At 73.6% G+C, this 17,876-nt stretch carries 7 protein-coding genes; 5 read left to right on the plus strand and 2 right to left on the minus strand.

The features are described 5' to 3' along the window. Positions 1-80 precede the first annotated feature (80 nt). A complete protein-coding gene (locus ACFWW9_RS02690; protein ID WP_390370692.1) occupies positions 81-3,542 on the minus strand; it encodes a hypothetical protein in 3,462 nt (1,153 codons plus the stop codon). Positions 3,543-3,785: 243 nt separating this feature from the next. Here ACFWW9_RS02690 and ACFWW9_RS02695 point away from each other — a divergent pair, with 243 nt between their 5' ends. The 5 genes from ACFWW9_RS02695 to ACFWW9_RS02715 are packed head-to-tail and all read left to right on the plus strand — an operon-like array spanning position 3,786 to position 15,322. Further along, positions 3,786-10,736, plus strand: coding sequence for an amino acid adenylation domain-containing protein (locus ACFWW9_RS02695; protein WP_390370694.1), 6,951 nt, complete (start codon positions 3,786-3,788; stop codon positions 10,734-10,736). Continuing rightward, a complete protein-coding gene (locus ACFWW9_RS02700; protein WP_390370695.1) occupies positions 10,733-11,884 on the plus strand; it encodes an FAD-dependent monooxygenase in 1,152 nt (383 codons plus the stop codon). The genes ACFWW9_RS02695 and ACFWW9_RS02700 overlap by 4 nt, the downstream gene beginning before the upstream one ends. Continuing rightward, entirely contained in the window at positions 11,881-13,179 is a 1,299-nt protein-coding gene (locus tag ACFWW9_RS02705; protein WP_390370697.1) for a condensation domain-containing protein, read from the plus strand. Before ACFWW9_RS02700 ends, ACFWW9_RS02705 begins: the two co-directional genes overlap by 4 nt. Beyond that, complete coding sequence (locus ACFWW9_RS02710) at positions 13,176-14,039, plus strand: SDR family oxidoreductase (protein ID WP_390370698.1); 864 nt, start codon at positions 13,176-13,178, stop codon at positions 14,037-14,039. Before ACFWW9_RS02705 ends, ACFWW9_RS02710 begins: the two co-directional genes overlap by 4 nt. Next, positions 14,036-15,322, plus strand: coding sequence for a cytochrome P450 (locus tag ACFWW9_RS02715; protein WP_390370699.1), 1,287 nt, complete (start codon positions 14,036-14,038; stop codon positions 15,320-15,322). Before ACFWW9_RS02710 ends, ACFWW9_RS02715 begins: the two co-directional genes overlap by 4 nt. 6 nt (positions 15,323-15,328) lie before the next feature. Here the strand turns inward: ACFWW9_RS02715 and ACFWW9_RS02720 are convergent, their stop codons facing one another. Then, on the minus strand, positions 15,329-17,731 hold the full coding sequence (locus ACFWW9_RS02720) for an MFS transporter (protein WP_390370700.1): 2,403 nt from the start codon (positions 17,729-17,731) through the stop codon (positions 15,329-15,331). Between the last annotated feature and the right edge of the window lie 145 nt (positions 17,732-17,876).

Consider the following 17,876-nt stretch of genomic DNA (forward strand, 5'->3'; position numbering starts at 1 on the left):
ATTTCCCGTTAATTCGCAGTCCTATTGTTCCGACTTTGTCGTTCAACGCTCCCGGCTCGACGTCGTACAACGTTCCCGTGTTAGGAGGACAGGCCCGCGCACGCCGCGGGAGGCGCTCCCCCGTCGTGGAAGTCCGAGGCCAGCGCCCGGCACAGCTCCCCGAGCGCGGCCTGCACGTCGGTGGTCCACGGCGTCACGGTCAGGTCCCGGCTGGCGCTGGCCAACGTGCCGTCCGGGCTCCACGCCAGGTCGGTCACCGGTCCGGTGTGCCCGGACAGCACCGCCCACCGGGTGAGCGTGGCCGCGTCGAGCAGGGTCACCGTGTCGTCGTGGTCGAAGGTCGCGATGAGCCGCCCGTCGGGGCTGTAGGCGAGGGAGCTGAACCGGCCGCCGGGGTCGGTCAGCTCCCCGGTCCGCCGGTGGCTCGCGGCGTCCCAGAGCACGACCCGCCCGGCGCCGTCGTGGTAGGTGGTGGCGGCCAGCACCGTCCCGTCGGGGCTGAACACGACGGTCGACGCGTGCCCGTCCTCGGCCACGACGACCTCGTCGTCGGTCTCGGTGTCCCAGACCAGGACCCGGCCGCGGACGGTCGCGACGGCCAGCGAACGGCCGTCCGGGCTGTAGTTGACGTCCAGCGCCCCGTCGCCGTCCACGGTCCGGTCGCGGTGGCTCCCGGTCGCCAGGTCGACGAACCGCACGGTCCTCGCGTCCACGATCACCGCCAGCGTCCGCGAGTCCGGGCTGAACACCGCCTTCTCCACCACGTGCCCCTCGATCACCGTCCTGACCTCGGCCAACGTGGTGGCGTCGCGGAGCACCAGCCTGCCGCCGTAACCCACGACGACCCACCGCCCGTCCGGGCTCACCCACGGGCCGCGCGTCTCCAGCGACGACGTCCCGCCGCCCGGCGCGGACGCCAGCGGGGCGCGGGTCTCGCGGTCCCAGACCAGCAGCGACCCGTCCGCGCTGCTGCTCACGACGTTGCCGCCGACCGGGTCGAACGCGACCCCGCTGACCGTGTCGACGTGGCCGATGAACGGGACGCGGGTGCGGTCCCAGAGCAGGAAGCCGGACTTGCTGCTGCCCGCGATGAACCGGCCGTCCGGGCTGACCACCGCGGCGCCGACGCCGTGGTTCTTGTTGCGCAGCAGCTGGCCGACGCGGGCCCGGCGGGCCAGGTCCCAGACGGCCACCGTGCCGCCGACGTCGACCGAGAACAGCCGTCCGCCGGTCGGGTCGAACTCGACCTGGGCGACGCTGTCCACGTGGTCGAGGTCGGCCACCCGCTGCCGGGTGCCCGCGTCCCACAGCCGCACGGAGCGCCCGGCCCCGGCGGTGGCGACCGTGCGGCCGTCCGGGCTGAACGCGACCGAGCTGAGCTGGCCCTCCGGTGAGGGCAGGGTGCCGACGGCGGTGGCGGTGCGCAGGTCCCACAGCACGACCCCGCCGCCGTCGGTGAACGCCAGCGTCGTGCCGTCCGGGCTGAACGCGAGCGACCCCGACCCGGCGCCGGAGCCGGGTGCGGCCACCAGCCGGGCGTCCCCGGCGCCCAGCAGCCGGGTCGCGGCCGCGTCCGCCACGGCGACCACCCGGCCGTCGGGGCTGAACCGCAGCTCGCGGACCGGTTCGGGCGAGGCCGACGCGCGGGCCACCAGCGACCGGTCGGCCAGCCGCCAGATCAGCACCTCGCCGTCCTGGGTGCCCGCCGCGAGCAGGGCGCCGTCCCCGCTGACCGCGACCACCAGCACCTGGCCGAACGAGCCGCTCAGCTCGGTGCGGCGGGTGTGGTCGGCCACGTCCCACAGGTCGACGCGCCCCGGTGCGCCGGGCGCGGCGAGCAGCCGTCCGTCCGGGGTGAACGCCGGTTTCGTGCGCACGTCCGACGGCGAGGGCAGCAGTGCCTGGTAGTCGCGCCGCGACGCGAGGCTGAGCACCTCGCTGCGCGCCTCGACCGTGGGGTAGCTCTGGTAGGCGTCCAGGCTCGCGCGCATGGCTCGGGCGACGTCCTTGCCCGCCAGCGTCTCGGCCTCGGCCGCGAGCTGCCGCGAGGTGCTGACCCGGCCTTCGCTGACGGCGTCCTGGCGTTGCCGGACGGCCACGACCGTGACGGCCACGGCCACCACGAGCAGCACGGACAGCGCGGTGGTGAGCCAGCGCAGCTGCCGGTTGCGGCGCTGGCGCAACGCCTGGTCCGCCTCCTCGGCGTGCGTGCTGGAGTCGAGGAACGACCGCTCGTGCGCGGTCATGTCGTCGGCGTGCCGCTTCGCCCAGTCGCCGGTGACCGCGAGCCGGACGCCCCGGTAGAGCGCGCCGGGGTCACGCCGCACGGCCTCCCAGGCGGCCGCTGCCTCGGTGAGGCCGCGGTGGACGCGGATGTCGGCGCGGTCCTCGGCCAGCCAGTCGCGCAGCCGCGGCCACGACCTGATCAGGGCTTCGTGGGCGATCTCCACGGAGTCGCGGTCCAGCACCACGAGCCGGGCACGGGCCAGCGCGTCCAGCACGGCGGCGGTGTCCGGGTCGTCGTCCAGCTCGCCGCACGGCACCCGGCGGCGGGTGTCCTCGTTGCCCTCGCCGAGGGTGATCAGCCGCAGCAGGATCTGCCTGGCGCGGCGCTGCCTGCTGGGGTCGAGCGCGGTGTAGACCTGCTCGGCGGTCTGCGCGATGGCGCCGTGGATGCCGCCGGACGCCTCGTACCCCGCCACCGTCAGCGCGTTGCCGCGGCGGCGGCGCCACGTCTCCAGCAGGGCGTGCGACACCAGCGGCAGCATCCCGGCCTGCCCGGTCGCGTCGGCGACGATCTTGGCCAGCAGCGGCCCCTCGACCGTGCACCCGGCCTGGACGGCGGGCTTGATGATCGCCTGCGGGAGCTCGTCGCTGCTCATCGGACCGACGGCGACCTGCGCCTCCGCCAACGCCCGCGCGAGCCCGGTGTGCGCGGCGCAGCGGTGGTAGAAGTCGGCCCGGATGCCCACCACGACCCGGCGCGACCCGACGTCGGGCTCCGCCTCGGCCAGCAGCGCGTCGATGAACCGGGCGCGCTCGGACTCGTCGCGGCAGAGCGTGAACACCTCCTCGAACTGGTCGACGACCACCACGAGCTCGTCGCCCGGCGGGTGCTCGGCGAGCACCCTCGCCAGCTCGCGCATCGGCCGGGCGCCGGGGGTGAACAGCGCGGCGCGCAGCCCCGGCAGCAGGCCCGCCCGCAGCAGCGACGACTTGCCCGCGCCGGACACGCCGAGCACGCCGACGAACCGGTGCTCGGCCAGCCGGGCGCGCACCTCCTCGACCAGCCGTTCCCGGCCGAAGAACCGGGCGCTGTCCTCGGGCTGGAACGCCGCCAGGCCCACGTACGGCGAGCCCGCGTCGCCGTCGGCCGGTTCCCCGGCGGCGCTCAGCTCGGCCGCGAGGGCGTGCCAGCGGGCCTCCCACTCGACCGGGTCACCGCCGCACGCGCGGACGTAGGCGAGGGTCACCGCGAGCCTCGGCAGCTTCCGGCCGCCCGCGGCGTCGGACAGGGTCGCGGCCGAGTAGTGGGCGATCACACCCAATTCCCGATAAGGCGGGCTCCCGGCTTTCTCCCGTACCGCGCGCAAATCGGCGGCGAATCCCAGCAACGGGCTGTCGCCCACATCCAATGGGCGTTCACGACGCGGCATGTGCACCATCCCCAGATTTCGCGCCCATTGTCCAGACATTGTCGTACACCGTCCAGACGTCGACATCGAACAACGAAAGGGCACTAGACAAAGCGGCAGGACACAGGGCAACGAAACAGGGGACGCACCGTGACCCGTTCCGCACGCATTCCGCTGACCGCGGCCCAGCGCGACATCTGGGCGGCGGCCTCGCACCTGCCGCACCTCGCGCAGCACAACTCCGTCGCCCTCGACCGGCTCACCGGGGACGTCGACGTCGCCGTGCTGCGGGCGTGCCTGGCACGCGCGCTGGACCGCAACGACGCCCTGCGGCTGCGCTTCGACGAGCACGACGGCGTGCCGCACCAGTGGCCGGACCCCGAACCGGCGCCCGCGGAGGTCGTGGAGCTGGCCGACCGGGAGGCGTGCGACGCGTGGGTCGACGCCGTGTTCCACCGGCCGTTCCCGCTGCGCGGTGGGCCCGTGGTGCGGGCCGCGCTGCTGGTCGAGGGCACCGCCGCGGTGCACGTGTGCATCGCCGCGCACCACGTCGTGGCCGACGGCTGGGCCCTGCACCAGGCGCTCTGCCAGGTGCTCGACGACTACGCCCACGTCGTGCGCACCGGTGAGCCGCTCGCCTTCCCCACCCGCTCCTACCTGCCGTTCGTCGACCGCGAGCGGCGCTACCGGGAGTCGGCGGACTTCGAGGCGGACCGCGACTTCTACCGGGGCTTCCTCGCGGGCGTCGAGCCGGTCCTGTTCCCCCGCAAGGCGATGAGCGGCGCGCGGACCACAGCCCGGCACCGGTTCGTGCTGCCCGGCGCGCTGATCGACCGGATCCGCGCGGGCGGCCACTCGCCGTTCACCGCGGTCACGGCGGCGTTCGCGACCTACCTGGCGCGGGTGCACGGCGCCGACGAGGTGGTGCTCGGCGTGCCCTCGCTCAACCGGCGGACGTTCGCCGACAAGCAGACCGTGGGCCAGTTCGCGAGCACGTTGCCGCTGCGCCTGCCCGTGCCGGGCGATCGGACGCTCCGGGATTTGGCTACGGAGGTCCGAACCAGGACTTACGGGCTCAAGCGGCGCGACCGGCTGTCGCTGGGCGACCTGCTGCGCGCGCTCCCCGCCGGGTCGCCGCGGCAGCTGTTCGACGTGACGGTCTCGTACATGCGCTACCCCGGCCGCGCGGCCATCCCCGGCGTCGCCCGCGACATGGCCGGGGTCGGGCACTCGCACGACCAGGACGCGCTGGCGGTCGTGCTGACCGAGTTCGACGACACCGCCGACGTGGTGGTGGACCTGGACTACGCGTGCGACGTGTTCGACGCGGACTTCCCGGTCGAGGCGATGGCCCGGCACGTGCGCGCGCTGCTCGTGGGTGGCCTCGCCGAGCCGGAGCCGGTGCTGGCCGCGCTGCCGATGCTCACCGCGGCCGAGCGCGACCGGCTCGTCAGCGCCGACGCGCCCTCGGTGCCGGTCGACGACCGCACCCTGCACGAGCTGATCTCCGAGCAGGTCGCGCGGGGGCCCGGCCGGACCGCGGTCCTCGGCGACTCCCCGATGACCTACGCGGAGCTGGACGTGCGGGCCGACCGGGTCGCGGCCGGACTGCGCGCCACCGGGGTCGGGCGGGACGACCGGGTGGCCGTGCTGCTCGACCGCGGGCGACCGCTGCTCGTGGCGCTGCTGGGCATCCTCAAGGCGGGCGCGGCGTACGTGCCGCTGGACCGCGGCTACCCGGAGGACCGGCTGCGGTTCATGCTGGCCGACAGCGGGGCGAAGGTCGTGCTGGTGGACGGCCCGACCTCGTTCGACGGGCCGCTGGTGCGACAGGTGGACGACCTCACCGGCGCCTGCGACGGCGTGGCGACCGACGCGGGCGGGCTGGCCTACGTGATCTACACGTCCGGCTCGACCGGGCGGCCGAAGGGCGTGGCGGTCGAGCACCGGTCGGTGGTGAACCGGCTGGAGTGGATGCAGCGGAGGTACCCGCTCGACGAGCGGGACGTGCTGCTGCAGAAGACACCGGTGTCGTTCGACGTGTCGGTGTGGGAGCTGTTCTGGTGGGCGCTGGCCGGGGCCCGGCTGGCGCTGCTGGAGCCTGGTGGGGAGAAGGACCCGCTCGCCGTGCTGCGGGCCGTCGACCGGCACGGGGTCACGGTGGCGCACTTCGTGCCGTCGATGCTCGGGCCGTTCCTGGACCAGGTGGAGGCCGACCCGGTGCGCGCGAGGTCGTTGCGGCGGGTGTTCTGCAGCGGTGAGGCGCTGTCGCCCGCGCTGGTCGAGCGGTTCCACCGGGTGCTCGGCGGCGCGCGGCTGGTCAACCTCTACGGGCCGACCGAGGCGACGGTCGACGTGTCGTTCCACGACTGCGCGCCCGGTCCGCGCGTCCCGATCGGCCGGGCGATCGACAACATCCGGCTGTACGTGCTGGACCGCCACGGGTTCCCGCAACCCGCGGGCGCTCCCGGTGAGCTGTGCGTGTCCGGGGTCGGCGTGGCGCGGGGCTACCTGGACCGGCCCGCGCTGACCGCGACCAGGTTCGTGGCCGACCCGTTCGCGCCCGGACGGCGGATGTACCGCACCGGCGACGTCGCGCGGTGGCTGGCCGACGGGACCCTGGAGTACCTGGGCCGCGAGGACGGGCAGGTGAAGATCCGCGGCAACCGGGTCGAGCTCGGCGAGGTGCGCGACCGGCTCGCGTCCTGCCCCGGCGTGCGCGACGCGGTGGTCGTGGACCGGCGCACGGCGCACGGCGTGCGGCTGGTCGGGTACTACGTGGCCGACCAGGACGTCGACCACGCGCGGGAGCACCTCGCGAAGGCGCTGCCGGACTTCATGGTCCCCGCGCACCTGGTGCGGATCGACCGGATCCCGTTGACGCCCAACGGGAAGGCCGACCGGGCCGCGCTGCCCGACCCGACGCACCAGACCGTGGACGACCCGCCGACCACGGCGGTGGAGGCGGCGCTGGCGGCGGTGTGGGCCGAGGTGCTCGGCGTGCCGTCGGTGGGTGTGCGCACCGACTACGCCTCGCTCGGCGGCGACTCGATCCTGTCGTTGCGGATCCGCGCGGAGGCGGCGAAGCGGGGCCTGCACTTCGGCCTGTCCGACCTGGTCGCCCACCCGACCGTCGCCGCACTCGCCACGCGGGTCACCGCGGTCCACGACGTCGTGGACCTGGCGCCGTTCGACCTCGTGCCCGCCGTGGACCGGGCCGGGTTGGCCGGGGCCGTGGACGCCCACCCCGTCACGGCGTTGCAGCTCGGCCTGCTCTACCACAGCCGCGCGCACGAGAAGTCCGCCGTGTACCACGACGTCTTCCGCTACACGCTGGGAATCCGCTGGCACGGCAAGGAGTTCCGGCGGGCGTTCGCCGCGCTGGTCGCCCGGCACCCGGTACTGCGGTCGTCGTTCGAGCTGGCGGGCACGCCGTTGCAGGTCGTGCGCGCCGAGGTGGACGGAGGGCTGGACGTCGTGGACCTGCGCGCGGTCGACCCGGCCGAGGCCGAGGTGGAGGTGCGCAAGCACGTCGAGGACCGGCGGTTCCACGACTACGAGTTCGACCGGCCGCCGCTGTACCTGTTCCGCGCGCACGTCCTGACCGACGACCGGGTGGACCTCGTGCTGAGCTTCCACCACGCGATCCTGGACGGCTGGAGCGTGGCGAGCCTGATCCGCGAGTTGCTCCAGGACTACCTGCACGACACCGGGTCCGGCATCGGCCCGGTGCCCGCCGACCCGCCGCCGTCGGCCGCGCGGCACGTGCTCGACGAACGCCGGACGCTCGCCTCGGAGGCGCCGCGCGAGTACTGGCGGCGGCTGCTGGAGGGCGCGACGCCCGCGCTGCCGACCGGGTTCGGCGCGCACGCGGCACCCGGCGGCCGCGACCTCGTCGTGCGGTCGGCGTCCCTGCCCACCGGCCTGGACGCGCGGTTGCGCGCGTTCGCCCGCGAGCACGTCGTCCCGGTGAAGTCGGTGCTGTTCGCCGCGCACTGCCTGGTGCTGCGGATGTTCTGCGGGCAGGACGACCTGGTGACCGGGCTGGTCACGCACGCCCGGCCGGAGGAGGCGGGCGCGGACCGGACGGCCGGGCTGTTCCTCAACACCCTCCCGGTGCGGCTCGACGGCACGCCCGGCACGTGGCTGGACGTCGTGCGCGAGGTGCGCGGGCAGGAGGTCGCGGGCCACCCGCACCGGCACTTCCCGATCAGCGAGATCCGGCGCGAGCACGGCGGACCGGTGCTGGAGACCGCGTTCAACCACGTGCACCTGCACGTCGTCGAGCCCGTGCTGGCGCTGCCGGACGTGGAGCTGCTCGGGTTCGAGGTGTGGGAGGAGACCAACTTCGCGCTGGTGGTCACCGCGTTCGTCGACCCCACCGACCAGCGGATCAGGGTGCGGGTCGACTGCGAGGCGCCGCGGTTCACCGTCGACCAGGCCGAGCTGCTGGCCCGGGCGTACACCGACCTGCTGGCCAGGATCGTCGACCGGCCGGACGAGCCGGTCGACTTCGGGTTCCTGGCGACCGAGGAGCCGCCGCACGTGGTGCGCGAGTTCGAACGGCGGGTGGCGCGGGCGCCCGAGGCCGTCGCGCTGGTGTTCGGCGACGACACCTGGACCTACCGGGAGCTGGATGGGGCGGCGAACCGGGTGGCCCGCAACCTGGTGGCGCTGGGCGCCCCGCGCGGCGCCCGGATCGGCGTGGCGCTGGACCGGTCGTTCGAGCTGGTCGCCGTGCTGCTGGGGATCGCGAAGGCCGGTGGCGCGTGCGTGCCGCTGGACACCGGCTACCCGGCGGCCCGGATCGCCGCCGTGGTCGAGGACGTCCGGCCGTTCCGCGTCATAGTCCACGAAGGACACTCCGGGCTCATCGCCGACCCGGCGGTCGTGCTCGACCCCGAGGTGCTGCTGACGGGCGACGGGGAGCCGGTGGCACTGGGGGTGTCACCGGACGACGCCGCCTACGTCCTGTTCACCTCGGGGTCGACCGGAAAGCCGAACGGGGTGGTGATGCCGCACCGGGCGCTGGCGAACGTGGTGGCGGGCCAGAACCGGTCCGCGACCGGTGTCGTCGGCGGCCGGACGCTCCAGTACGCGCCGATCGGGTTCGACGTGTCGTTCCAGGAGGTCTTCTCCACGCTGTGCGGCGGCGGCACGCTGGTGCTGGTGTCCGACGAGGACCGGCGCGACCCGGTGTCGTTGCTGCGCCTGGTGGACAGCGCTCGGGTCGAGCGGATCTTCCTGCCGTACGTGGCGCTCCAGCAGTTCGCCGAGGCCGCGGACGCGCTCGGCGTGGCACCGCGCGCGTTGCGGGCGGTGATCTCCTCCGGCGAGCAGCTGCGGGTGACCGACGAGATCCGGCGGTTCTGCGCGTCCGTTCCGGGACTGCTGCTGGAGAACCAGTACGGGCCGACCGAGACGCACGTGGCGACGACGTTCACGATGTCGGGGAACCCGTGGGACTTCCCCGCGCTGCCCCCGATCGGCAGGCCGTTCGACGGGCTGCGGGTGCTGCTGCTCGACGAGCGGTCGCGACCGGTCCCGGTCGGCGTCCGCGGCGAGATCCACATCGGCGGCGAGGGCCTGGCCGTCGGGTACCACGACCGGCCGGAGCTGACGGCCGACCGGTTCGTGCACGTCGACGGCGAACGCCTGTATCGCACCGGCGACCTCGGGCTGCGGCTGCCCGACGGCGACCTGGTCTGCCTCGGGCGGCGGGACACCCAGCTCAAGATCCGGGGCTACCGGGTCGAACCCGCCGAGGTCGAGCTGGCGATCACCGCGCTCGGCGTGCCCGAGGTGGCCGTGGTGGCGCGGCGGGAGAACGGCGAGGCGCGGCTCGTGGCGTTCCTGGTCGGCGAGCCCGGTGACGCCGAGGAGCTGCGGACGGCGCTGCGGGCCGCGCTGCCGGAACACTTGGTGCCGTCGCACTTCGAGTGGCTGCCGAGCCTGCCGTGGACGCCGAGCGGGAAGCGCGACGACGCGGCGCTGCGGCGGATCGTGCCGAAGGCGGCCGCCACGACCGCGTCCGCGCCACCGCGCGACGAGTACGAGCGGGCACTGGTCGAGGTGCTGGCCGAGCTGGTGGGCGTGCCGGAACCGGGTGTGCACGACGACTTCTTCGCGCTGGGCGGCACGTCGTTGACGGCGATGCGGCTGGTCGTGGTGCTGGAGAAGCGCTACGGCGTGCACATACCGCTGTCCGCGTTCGTCGCCGCGCCGACGGTGGCGGGGCTGGCCGAGCGCCTGCGGTCCGACCGCGCCACCGCGCACTTCGACCCGCTGGTGCCGATCCGGGAGCACGGGACCGGGAACCCGGTGTTCCTGGTCCACCCGATCGGCGGGAACGTCCTGTGCTACCTGCCGTTGGCCCGGCACCTGCCCGGTGACCGGCCGCTGTACGCGTTGCAGGCGGCCGGGAGCGAGCCGGGCACCGAGCCGCTGCGGACGGTGGAGGAGTTGGCCCGCTACTACCTCGACGCGATCCGCCGGGTGCGGCCCACCGGGCCGTACCTCGTCGCGGGCTGGTCGTTCGGCGGGTTCGTGGCCGTGGAGATGGCCAGGTTGATCCGCGCGGAGGGCGACGAGGTCGAACGGCTGGTGCTGATCGACACCATCGCGCTGGCGCCGGGTCCGCGCGACGAGGTGTCCGACGACGTGCTGCTGACCTGGTTCCTGTGGGAGCTGCTGCGCGGCGACGACGTTCCGCGGCTGCCCGAGGGCGACCGGTTCGACCACGCGGCCCGGCTGGCCGTCGACGCGGGCGTGCTGCCGCCGGGCAGCCCGGCGGCCGTGGTGCGGCGGCTGTTCGGGGTGTTCGCGGCGAACTGGCGGGCAGTCCTGGACTACCGGCCGGACGTGCTGGCCGAGGACGTCGCGCTCATCCGCGCCACCGCCGCGCTGCCCGGCCTGCTCGAACCGGCTCACGACGCCGCCCGCAGCCTGCACCGCGACCCCGCCAACGGGTGGGGTGGCCTGGTCGGCGGCCGACTCGACGTCGTGGACGTGCCGGGCGACCACCTGGAGATGATGGAGGAGCCCCACGTGCGCGAGGTCGCGAACGCCCTGTCCGAGCTCATCGAGGGCGAGGACCGGTGACCAAGGCGATCGTCGTCGGCGCGGGCATCGGCGGGCTGGTCGCCGCCGTCGCCCTGCGCCGCGTCGGGATCGACGTCGAGGTGTACGAGCGGGCGCCCGAGCCGCGCGTCGAGGGCACCGGGCTGTCGCTCATGAGCAACGCCGTCGCCGCGCTGCGCGGGCACGGCGTCGAGCTGGCGCTGGAGGACCGGGGCCGGGCCATCGAGTCGTTCCACCTCAACACGTTCGACGGCCGTCGGATCAGGGCGGTGCCGGTGAGGTCGATCGGCGACCGGCTCGGCGCGCCCAGCGTGTGCGTGCACCGGGCCGACCTCCGGGAGGCGCTGCTGGAGGCCGCGGGCGACTGCCCGATCGCGGTCGGCGCCTCGGCGACCGGGTTCACCGCCGACGGTGGGGGCGTGCGGGTGGACTTCGCCGACGGCCGGGTGGCCCGCGGCGACGTGCTGATCGGGGCGGACGGGTTCCACTCGGCGGTGCGCGAGCGGCTCGTCGGGCCGGAGACGCCCCGTGACGCGGGGTACGTGTGCTGGCTGGCCACGATCCCGTTCGCGCACGAGGCGTTGCCCGCCGGGCACGTGGCGCACTACTGGGGGCGCGGCAGCCGGTTCGGGCTCGTCGACATCGGGCACGGCCGCGTCTACTGGTGGGGCACCAGGAACAACACCACCTGGGACGGCACCAAGGACCAGGTCCTGCGCGCCTGCGACGGGTGGGCCGACGAGGTGCGCGCCGCGGTCGAGGCCACCCCGGAGGAGGCGATCGTCGGACTGGCCGCGCGCGACCGGCCGTTCCTGCGGACGTGGGGCGACGGCCCGGTGACCCTGCTCGGCGACGCCGCGCACCCGATGCTGACGAGCCTGGGCCAGGGCGCCGGGATGGCCGTCGAGGACGGCGTGGTGCTCGCCCGCTGCCTGGCCGACGCCACCGACCCGCGGCAGGGGTTGCGGCGCTACGAGGACGAGCGCCGGGCCCGCACCCGGCGGATGGTCCGGGACTCCCGTGCGCTGAGCCGCCTCGAACAGGCCGAACGACCGTGGGCGCGGCTCGTGCGCGACGCGGCGTTCCGGTGGATGCCGGAACCGCTGCTGCACCGGCGGAACGCGTCCGCCATGACCTTCCCCGCCACGGCAGGAACGAGGAGCACGTGACCGAGGTCAACCGGCCGCTGAGCCCGGTCGAGCGGTGGTACTGGATCGCCGACCGGCTCTCGCCGCTCAACGTCGTCGCCCGCGTCCGGGTCCGTGGACCGCTGTCGCCGCAAGCGGTCCGCTCCGGGCTCGACGCCGTGCAGAGTCGACACCCGTTGCTGCGCACCACGATCGTCGCCGACGCGAACCCCGAGTTCGTCGCCACCACCGCGATCCCGATCCCGCTTCGGGTTGTCGAAGGGGACGCCCGCTGGGAGCGCGAGGTCGAACGCGAACTGGTCGACCGCGTCGACGTGGCCACCGGTCCGCTGTGCCGCGCGGTCCTGCTCGACCACGGCGACGACACGCACGACCTGCTCCTCACGGTGTCGCACTGCGTCTCCGACGCGATCACCGCGCTGGCGCTGCTGCGGGAGGTGCTGGAGTTCGCGGCCGAGCCGGGGTCCGCCGTCCCGCTGGCGCCGCTGCCCGCGCCGGAGGACATGTTCCCGGCTCGGCAGCGGGCCCTCGGCGGCGTGCTGGGCATCGCCTCGCGCGTGCTGCCCGACCAGCGGCGGTTGCGGCGCGCCGCGGTGCGCCGCCTAGTGCCCAGCGAGGTCGTGCCCGACGAGCGGCGGCGGTCGCGGTTCGTGCACCGGGCGCTGGACTTCACCCGGCTCGACGCGCTGTCGCGGTCGTGCAAGCGGGAGGGCGCGACGGTCCACGGCGCGCTGGCCGCGGCCATGGTCACCGCGGTCGCGCGGGACGCGCGGGTGGCCGAGCGGTGCGCGTTCGCGATCGGCTCCCCCGTCGACTTCCGCGGCGAGCTGGCCCCACCGGTGTCCGACCGCGACGCCGGTGCGTACATCGCGACCGTGCCGTCGTTCGTGGACTACGAGCCGGGGGAACCGTTCTGGGACATGGCGAGGGCGGTCAGCCGGGACGTGGCCCGGCGCAAGCGGCGCGGCGACCACTTCGCGGTGATCAACCTGCTGCGCTGGGTCTGCCCCGCCGACGTCCCCGGCAGTGCCTCGTTCCGCGAGCTGGTGGAGGCGCGGGGACCGGGGAACCTGTGCCTGTCCAACATCGGCCGCCACCACTTCCCCGACGCGATCGGGCCGTGGCGGCTGTCGGAGGCGCAGTTCGTCGCGGGGCCGTCGATCAGCGGCTACCTCGTGGCGACCGCCAACACCAGCCACGACCAGCTGTCGTGGAACTTCTCCTACGTCGACGACGCGGTGCCGACCGAGCGCGCCGAGCGCATCGCCACCGACAGCGTCGACATCCTGCTCTCGGCACTGGAGGGGACGTCGTGAGGATCTCACCGGACGACCGGTCGGTCGTCGTCACCGGGGCGTCGTCCGGGCTCGGCAAGGCGTGCGCCCTGCACCTGGACCGGCTCGGCTACCGGGTGTTCGCCGGGGTCCGGCGCGAGTCCGACGGCGACGCGCTCGTCGCCGCCTCGACCTCCGGCCTGCTGCGCCCGGTCCTGCTGGACGTGACCGACCAGGCGACCGTGCGGGCGGCGGTGAAGACCGTGGGCCACGAGCTGTGGGGGCTGGTCAACAACGCGGGCGTGTGCGTGCCGGGACCGCTGGAATGCCTGAGCCCGCAACGGCTGCGCGACCAGTTGGAGATCAACGTGGTGGGCACGGCGACCGTCACGAGCGCGTTCCTGCCGCTGCTGCGCGAGGCCTCCGGCCGGGTCGTCAACGTCAGCTCCGGCCTCGGCCGGATCGCCTCGCCCTACCTCGGCGCGTACGCGGCGTCCCAGTTCGCCAAGGAAGGGCTCAGCGACGCGCTGCGGCGCGAGCTGCGGCCGTTCGGCGTGGCGGTGTCGGTCGTGCAGCCCGGCGCGATCATGACACCGATCTGGACCAAGCTCGCCGAGCAGGGCGACGACCTGCTCGACACCGCCGACGCGGACGTCGGCGACCTCTACCGGGTGCCGTTCCGGCACTTCCTGGCCGCCAACGACAAGCGCGCGCGGCGCAGCGGGACCGTGCCGGACGACTTCGCCAGGACCGTGGCCAGGGTGCTCGACGCGCGCCGCCCGAGGTCCCGCTACCAGGTCGGCCCGGACGCCCGCGCGGGCAGCGTGCTGTACCGGCTGCTCCCCGACTCGCTGCTCGACCTCGTGTTCGCGAAAGCCGCACCACCCGGAGGCCACCGATGACCACGTCGTTCGCGCAGTCCCTGCGCCTGCGCGCCATGCTGCTGGGGTTCAAGGCGGTGACCACGCCGCTCGCGTGGCGCGGCGACCCGATGGCCCGGATCCTCACCGCGGGCCGCGACACCGACCCGTACCCGTTCTACGAGCGCGCCCGGTCGCTCGGGGACCTGAGCCGGAGCGGGCTCGGCGTGCACGTGTCGGCGTCGCACCGGGTCAGCGACTCGGTGCTGCGCGACCCGCGGTTCGGCGTGGACACGCGGGCGTCGCTGATGGACATGAAGAAGCTGCTGCTCGACACCGGGGGCAACCGGCCAGTCCACCCGGTCGACGACTCGTTCATCGCCCTCGACCCGCCCCGGCACACCCGGCTGCGCCGCACCGTGGCGCCGTGGTTCACCCCCCGCGCGCTGCGCGACCTGACGCCGTTGGTGGAGAAGGTCGTCGGGGAGTTCCTGGACGAGGTCGAGGGTCGTGACCAGTGGGAGCTGATGGACGACTTCGCCTCCCGCATCCCGATCCGGATCATCTGCGAGATGTTCGGCATCCCCGAGATCGACTACGCGCGGTTCATCCGCTGGGGCACCGTGCTCGGCGCGACCCTCGACGGCATCCGGTCCGCCGCCGAGCTCGCCCGCGTCCGCGCCGCGCTGGTCGACCTGGAGGCGTTCTTCGTCGACCTGGTCGACGGACGGCGGCGCGACCTGGGCGACGACCTGGTCAGCAGCGTGATCAGGGCCCAGTCGGACTCGGACGAGTTCCTCCGCGAGGACCTGCTGGCCACGTGCGAACTGCTGATGATGGCCGGGTACGAGACGACCCTGAACCTGATCGGCAACGCCGGGCTGGCGCTGCTCACGCACCCCGAGGCCCGCGAGCGGGTGATCACCTCGCCGGAGTCGGCCGAGAACGCCGTCGAGGAAGTCCTGCGCTGGGACTCCTCGGTGCAGTACACCGTCCGCGCCACCACCGAACCACTCACCCTGGAGGGCGTCGACCTGCCCACCGGCTCCCTGGTCGTCCTGCTGCTCGCCGGCGCCAACCGCGACCCGGACGTCTTCCCCCACCCCGACGTCCTCGACCTGGACCGCCCGAACAGCCGCGGCCACCTCTCGTTCTCCTCCGGCATCCACTACTGCGTCGGCGCCGGACTGGCCAGACTGGAAGCCGCCGTCGGCATGCGAATGCTGTTCCAGCGCTACCCCGACCTGCGCATCAGCGGACCCGTCGTGCGACGGCGCTCACGCAACATCCGGGGGGCGCTGAGCATCCCGGTGTCGCCGCGGTGAGGCTGGTCAGCGAACACCGGCGAGCTGTGTCCGCAGGAAGGTCAGCTTCGACTCGTGGCGCTGGTAGTGCGAGATCGAGCGCCGGTCGAAGAAGTCGTTCAGCAACGTCCGCAGCGTCGCCAGGTCGGTGTGCACCTGCCGGTGGTCGAGCGGGGCCAACGACTGGCTGAACCGGTACTCGATCTCGCACTGGACGAGTTCGGCCAGCCCCGGCACCGCGGCCCCGGCGTCGTCGACGATCGTGCTGTGGTCGAAGGAGATGACGAACGCGTTGCCGGTCTCGATGGACTCGATGCAGATGTCGTGGCGCGCGCGGCGGAAGCTGGCGTGCCAGGCCGGGGTGAGTCCGAGCACGCCGCGCAGGTGCTCGTCGAAGTCGGTGACGGCGACGCCGCGACTGCGCAGTTCGGGTCGCTCGTCGCTGTCCACGGTGAAGATCTTGCGCTTCACCGTGTACCGGCCGTCGGTGGTCGGGATGAACGAGACGTAGCCCGCGTCCGCCGTCGGCTGCTCGATGGCGTAGACGTGGTTCAGGAAGTCCCAGACCTGGACGCCTTCGTCCTGGAACTGCACGAGCCAGCCGGGCAGTCGGCCCGAGACGGCCAGCTCGTAGACGCCCCTGGCCAGCAGGCCCACATCGGGATTGTCGACCAGGGTGAACTTGTGCTCCAGTTCGACGTCCGGCAGTGACTTGACCTGGTAGCAGAAGTGGTTGTTCACCTTCAGGAAGTGCTCGTCGGCTGCGGCGAACAGCGCGCGCACCGCTCCGTGGTGGGGAATCGGCGAACCGGGCACCTTGATAAACCGGTGCTGGTCGGCGCAACTGCTGACGCGCAGGTACATCCGCACGCCGTCGGCGGTCTCCCGGAGCAGCCCGATGGGAGTGTTCGTCCCCTGCCGCAACAACTCCGCGGGCGAGTGCGTCGCCTCGGCGAGCACCGTGCCGTCCTGGTCCAGCGTCCTGGACCGGACGGTCGGGCAGCCGACCTCGTCGAGCAGGTAGAGCTGACTGTCGTCGACGGCCGGGGCGAACACGTCCGTCGGACAGGCCAACTCGACGACCTGCCATTCGGCAGGCCGCCGGACGGATGACCGAAGACGGTCGGCACCGACCACTAACCACGTTAGCGACGTGTCAGGCACCAGCGTCCCCATTTCCTGTGGCCGAGAATTGGCAGAAGTTCGATGCTCGCCGCGGGTGATCGCCTGGTCCACCGCCAACGAGACAGGTCTGAGCGCCAGCGCGGCGAGCAGGATCAGCGCGCCGAGCGCCAGCCAGCCCGCGTCGCCGAACTGGTGCAGCGCCCACACCACCACGAACGGTCCGAGCAGTTGCGGCAGCGAGATGTACATCGACCAGACCGACTGGTTGTGCGCGGTGAGGTCGTGCTTGCGCAGGCTGACCGACAGCCCCCACGTGGCGGCCGACACCATCAGCTCACCGATCGACAGTGCCGCCACGGCCAGCAGCAGCAGCCCGACGCCGACCGTCAGCTGGCTGCTGGTGCGCGCCCCCGCGTAGAACAGCAGGCACGCCACCGCCAGCACCGACCCGCCGACCACCCCGGCCCGGCAGGCGCCGCGGATGTCGGAGGTGCCGCGGCTCAGCCGGATCTGCAGGACGATCGCGATCGCGGTGTGCAGCGCGAGGCAGAAGCCGATCAGCCACCGGTGCTCGGCGAAGTCGCTCAGCACCAGCAGCGGCAGACCGATGGTCAGCACGCTGGTGCAGATGAACAGGCAACCGAGCAGCAGCCCGACCACCGCGTACTGCCTGCTGCGCACCGGCGTAGGCCTGCGGGTGGCCGAAGCCGTGCCGCTCGACGGCAACCGGTGCGCCAGCGCCGCGGCGAACAGGAACGACAGCGAGTTCGCGGCGACCACCAGGTACAGGCTCACCCGACCGGTCGAGTCCAGCAGCGCGAGCGCGCCGAGCAGCGAACCGGCCGAGAACGCCACGTTGAAGACGGACCGGTTGTACGCGGCGATCCGGACCCGCTCCGACAGCGGCGCGAACGCCAGCAGCACCACCTTGCGGACCGGGCTCTCCCAGCCGTCCACGACCAGGATGACCACGCTGAGCACCAGGAACGCGGTGTACCCGTCGATCAGCAGGTAGCAGGGGAAGGCCAGCCCGCGCAACAGGTGCACCAGCACCAGGCTGCGCCGGTGACCGAGCCGGTCGGACAGCCGGCCGAGTGGCACCCTGGTGAGCACGCTGAGCACCCCGCCGATGCCGAGCGCGACGCCGATCTGCGTCGGGGTGACCTCGACGACGGTCACGAACAGGACCACGCTGACCGTCAGGAAGCTGCCGGTGCCGAGCGAATCGATCGCGGTGATCGTCGCGTAGCGGCGCTCGTGCGGGCTGGCCGGCAACCAGCCGCGAACGCCCGTTCCCACCGCCACGCACGCCCCTTCCCGGCTCACCATCGCGAAGGGCGGCACAGGCCACCAGCTCGGCGATCCGAACGGCGCCGCGCCCTTGCGCAGGGTGTCATCGCAGATGAACAGGATCAGGCCTGCGGCCGTCCGGCACGCTACGGAGGGACGA

This window comes from Umezawaea sp. NPDC059074, from assembly GCF_042738955.1.
In the GTDB taxonomy this organism is placed as follows: Bacteria; Actinomycetota; Actinomycetes; order Mycobacteriales; family Pseudonocardiaceae; genus Umezawaea.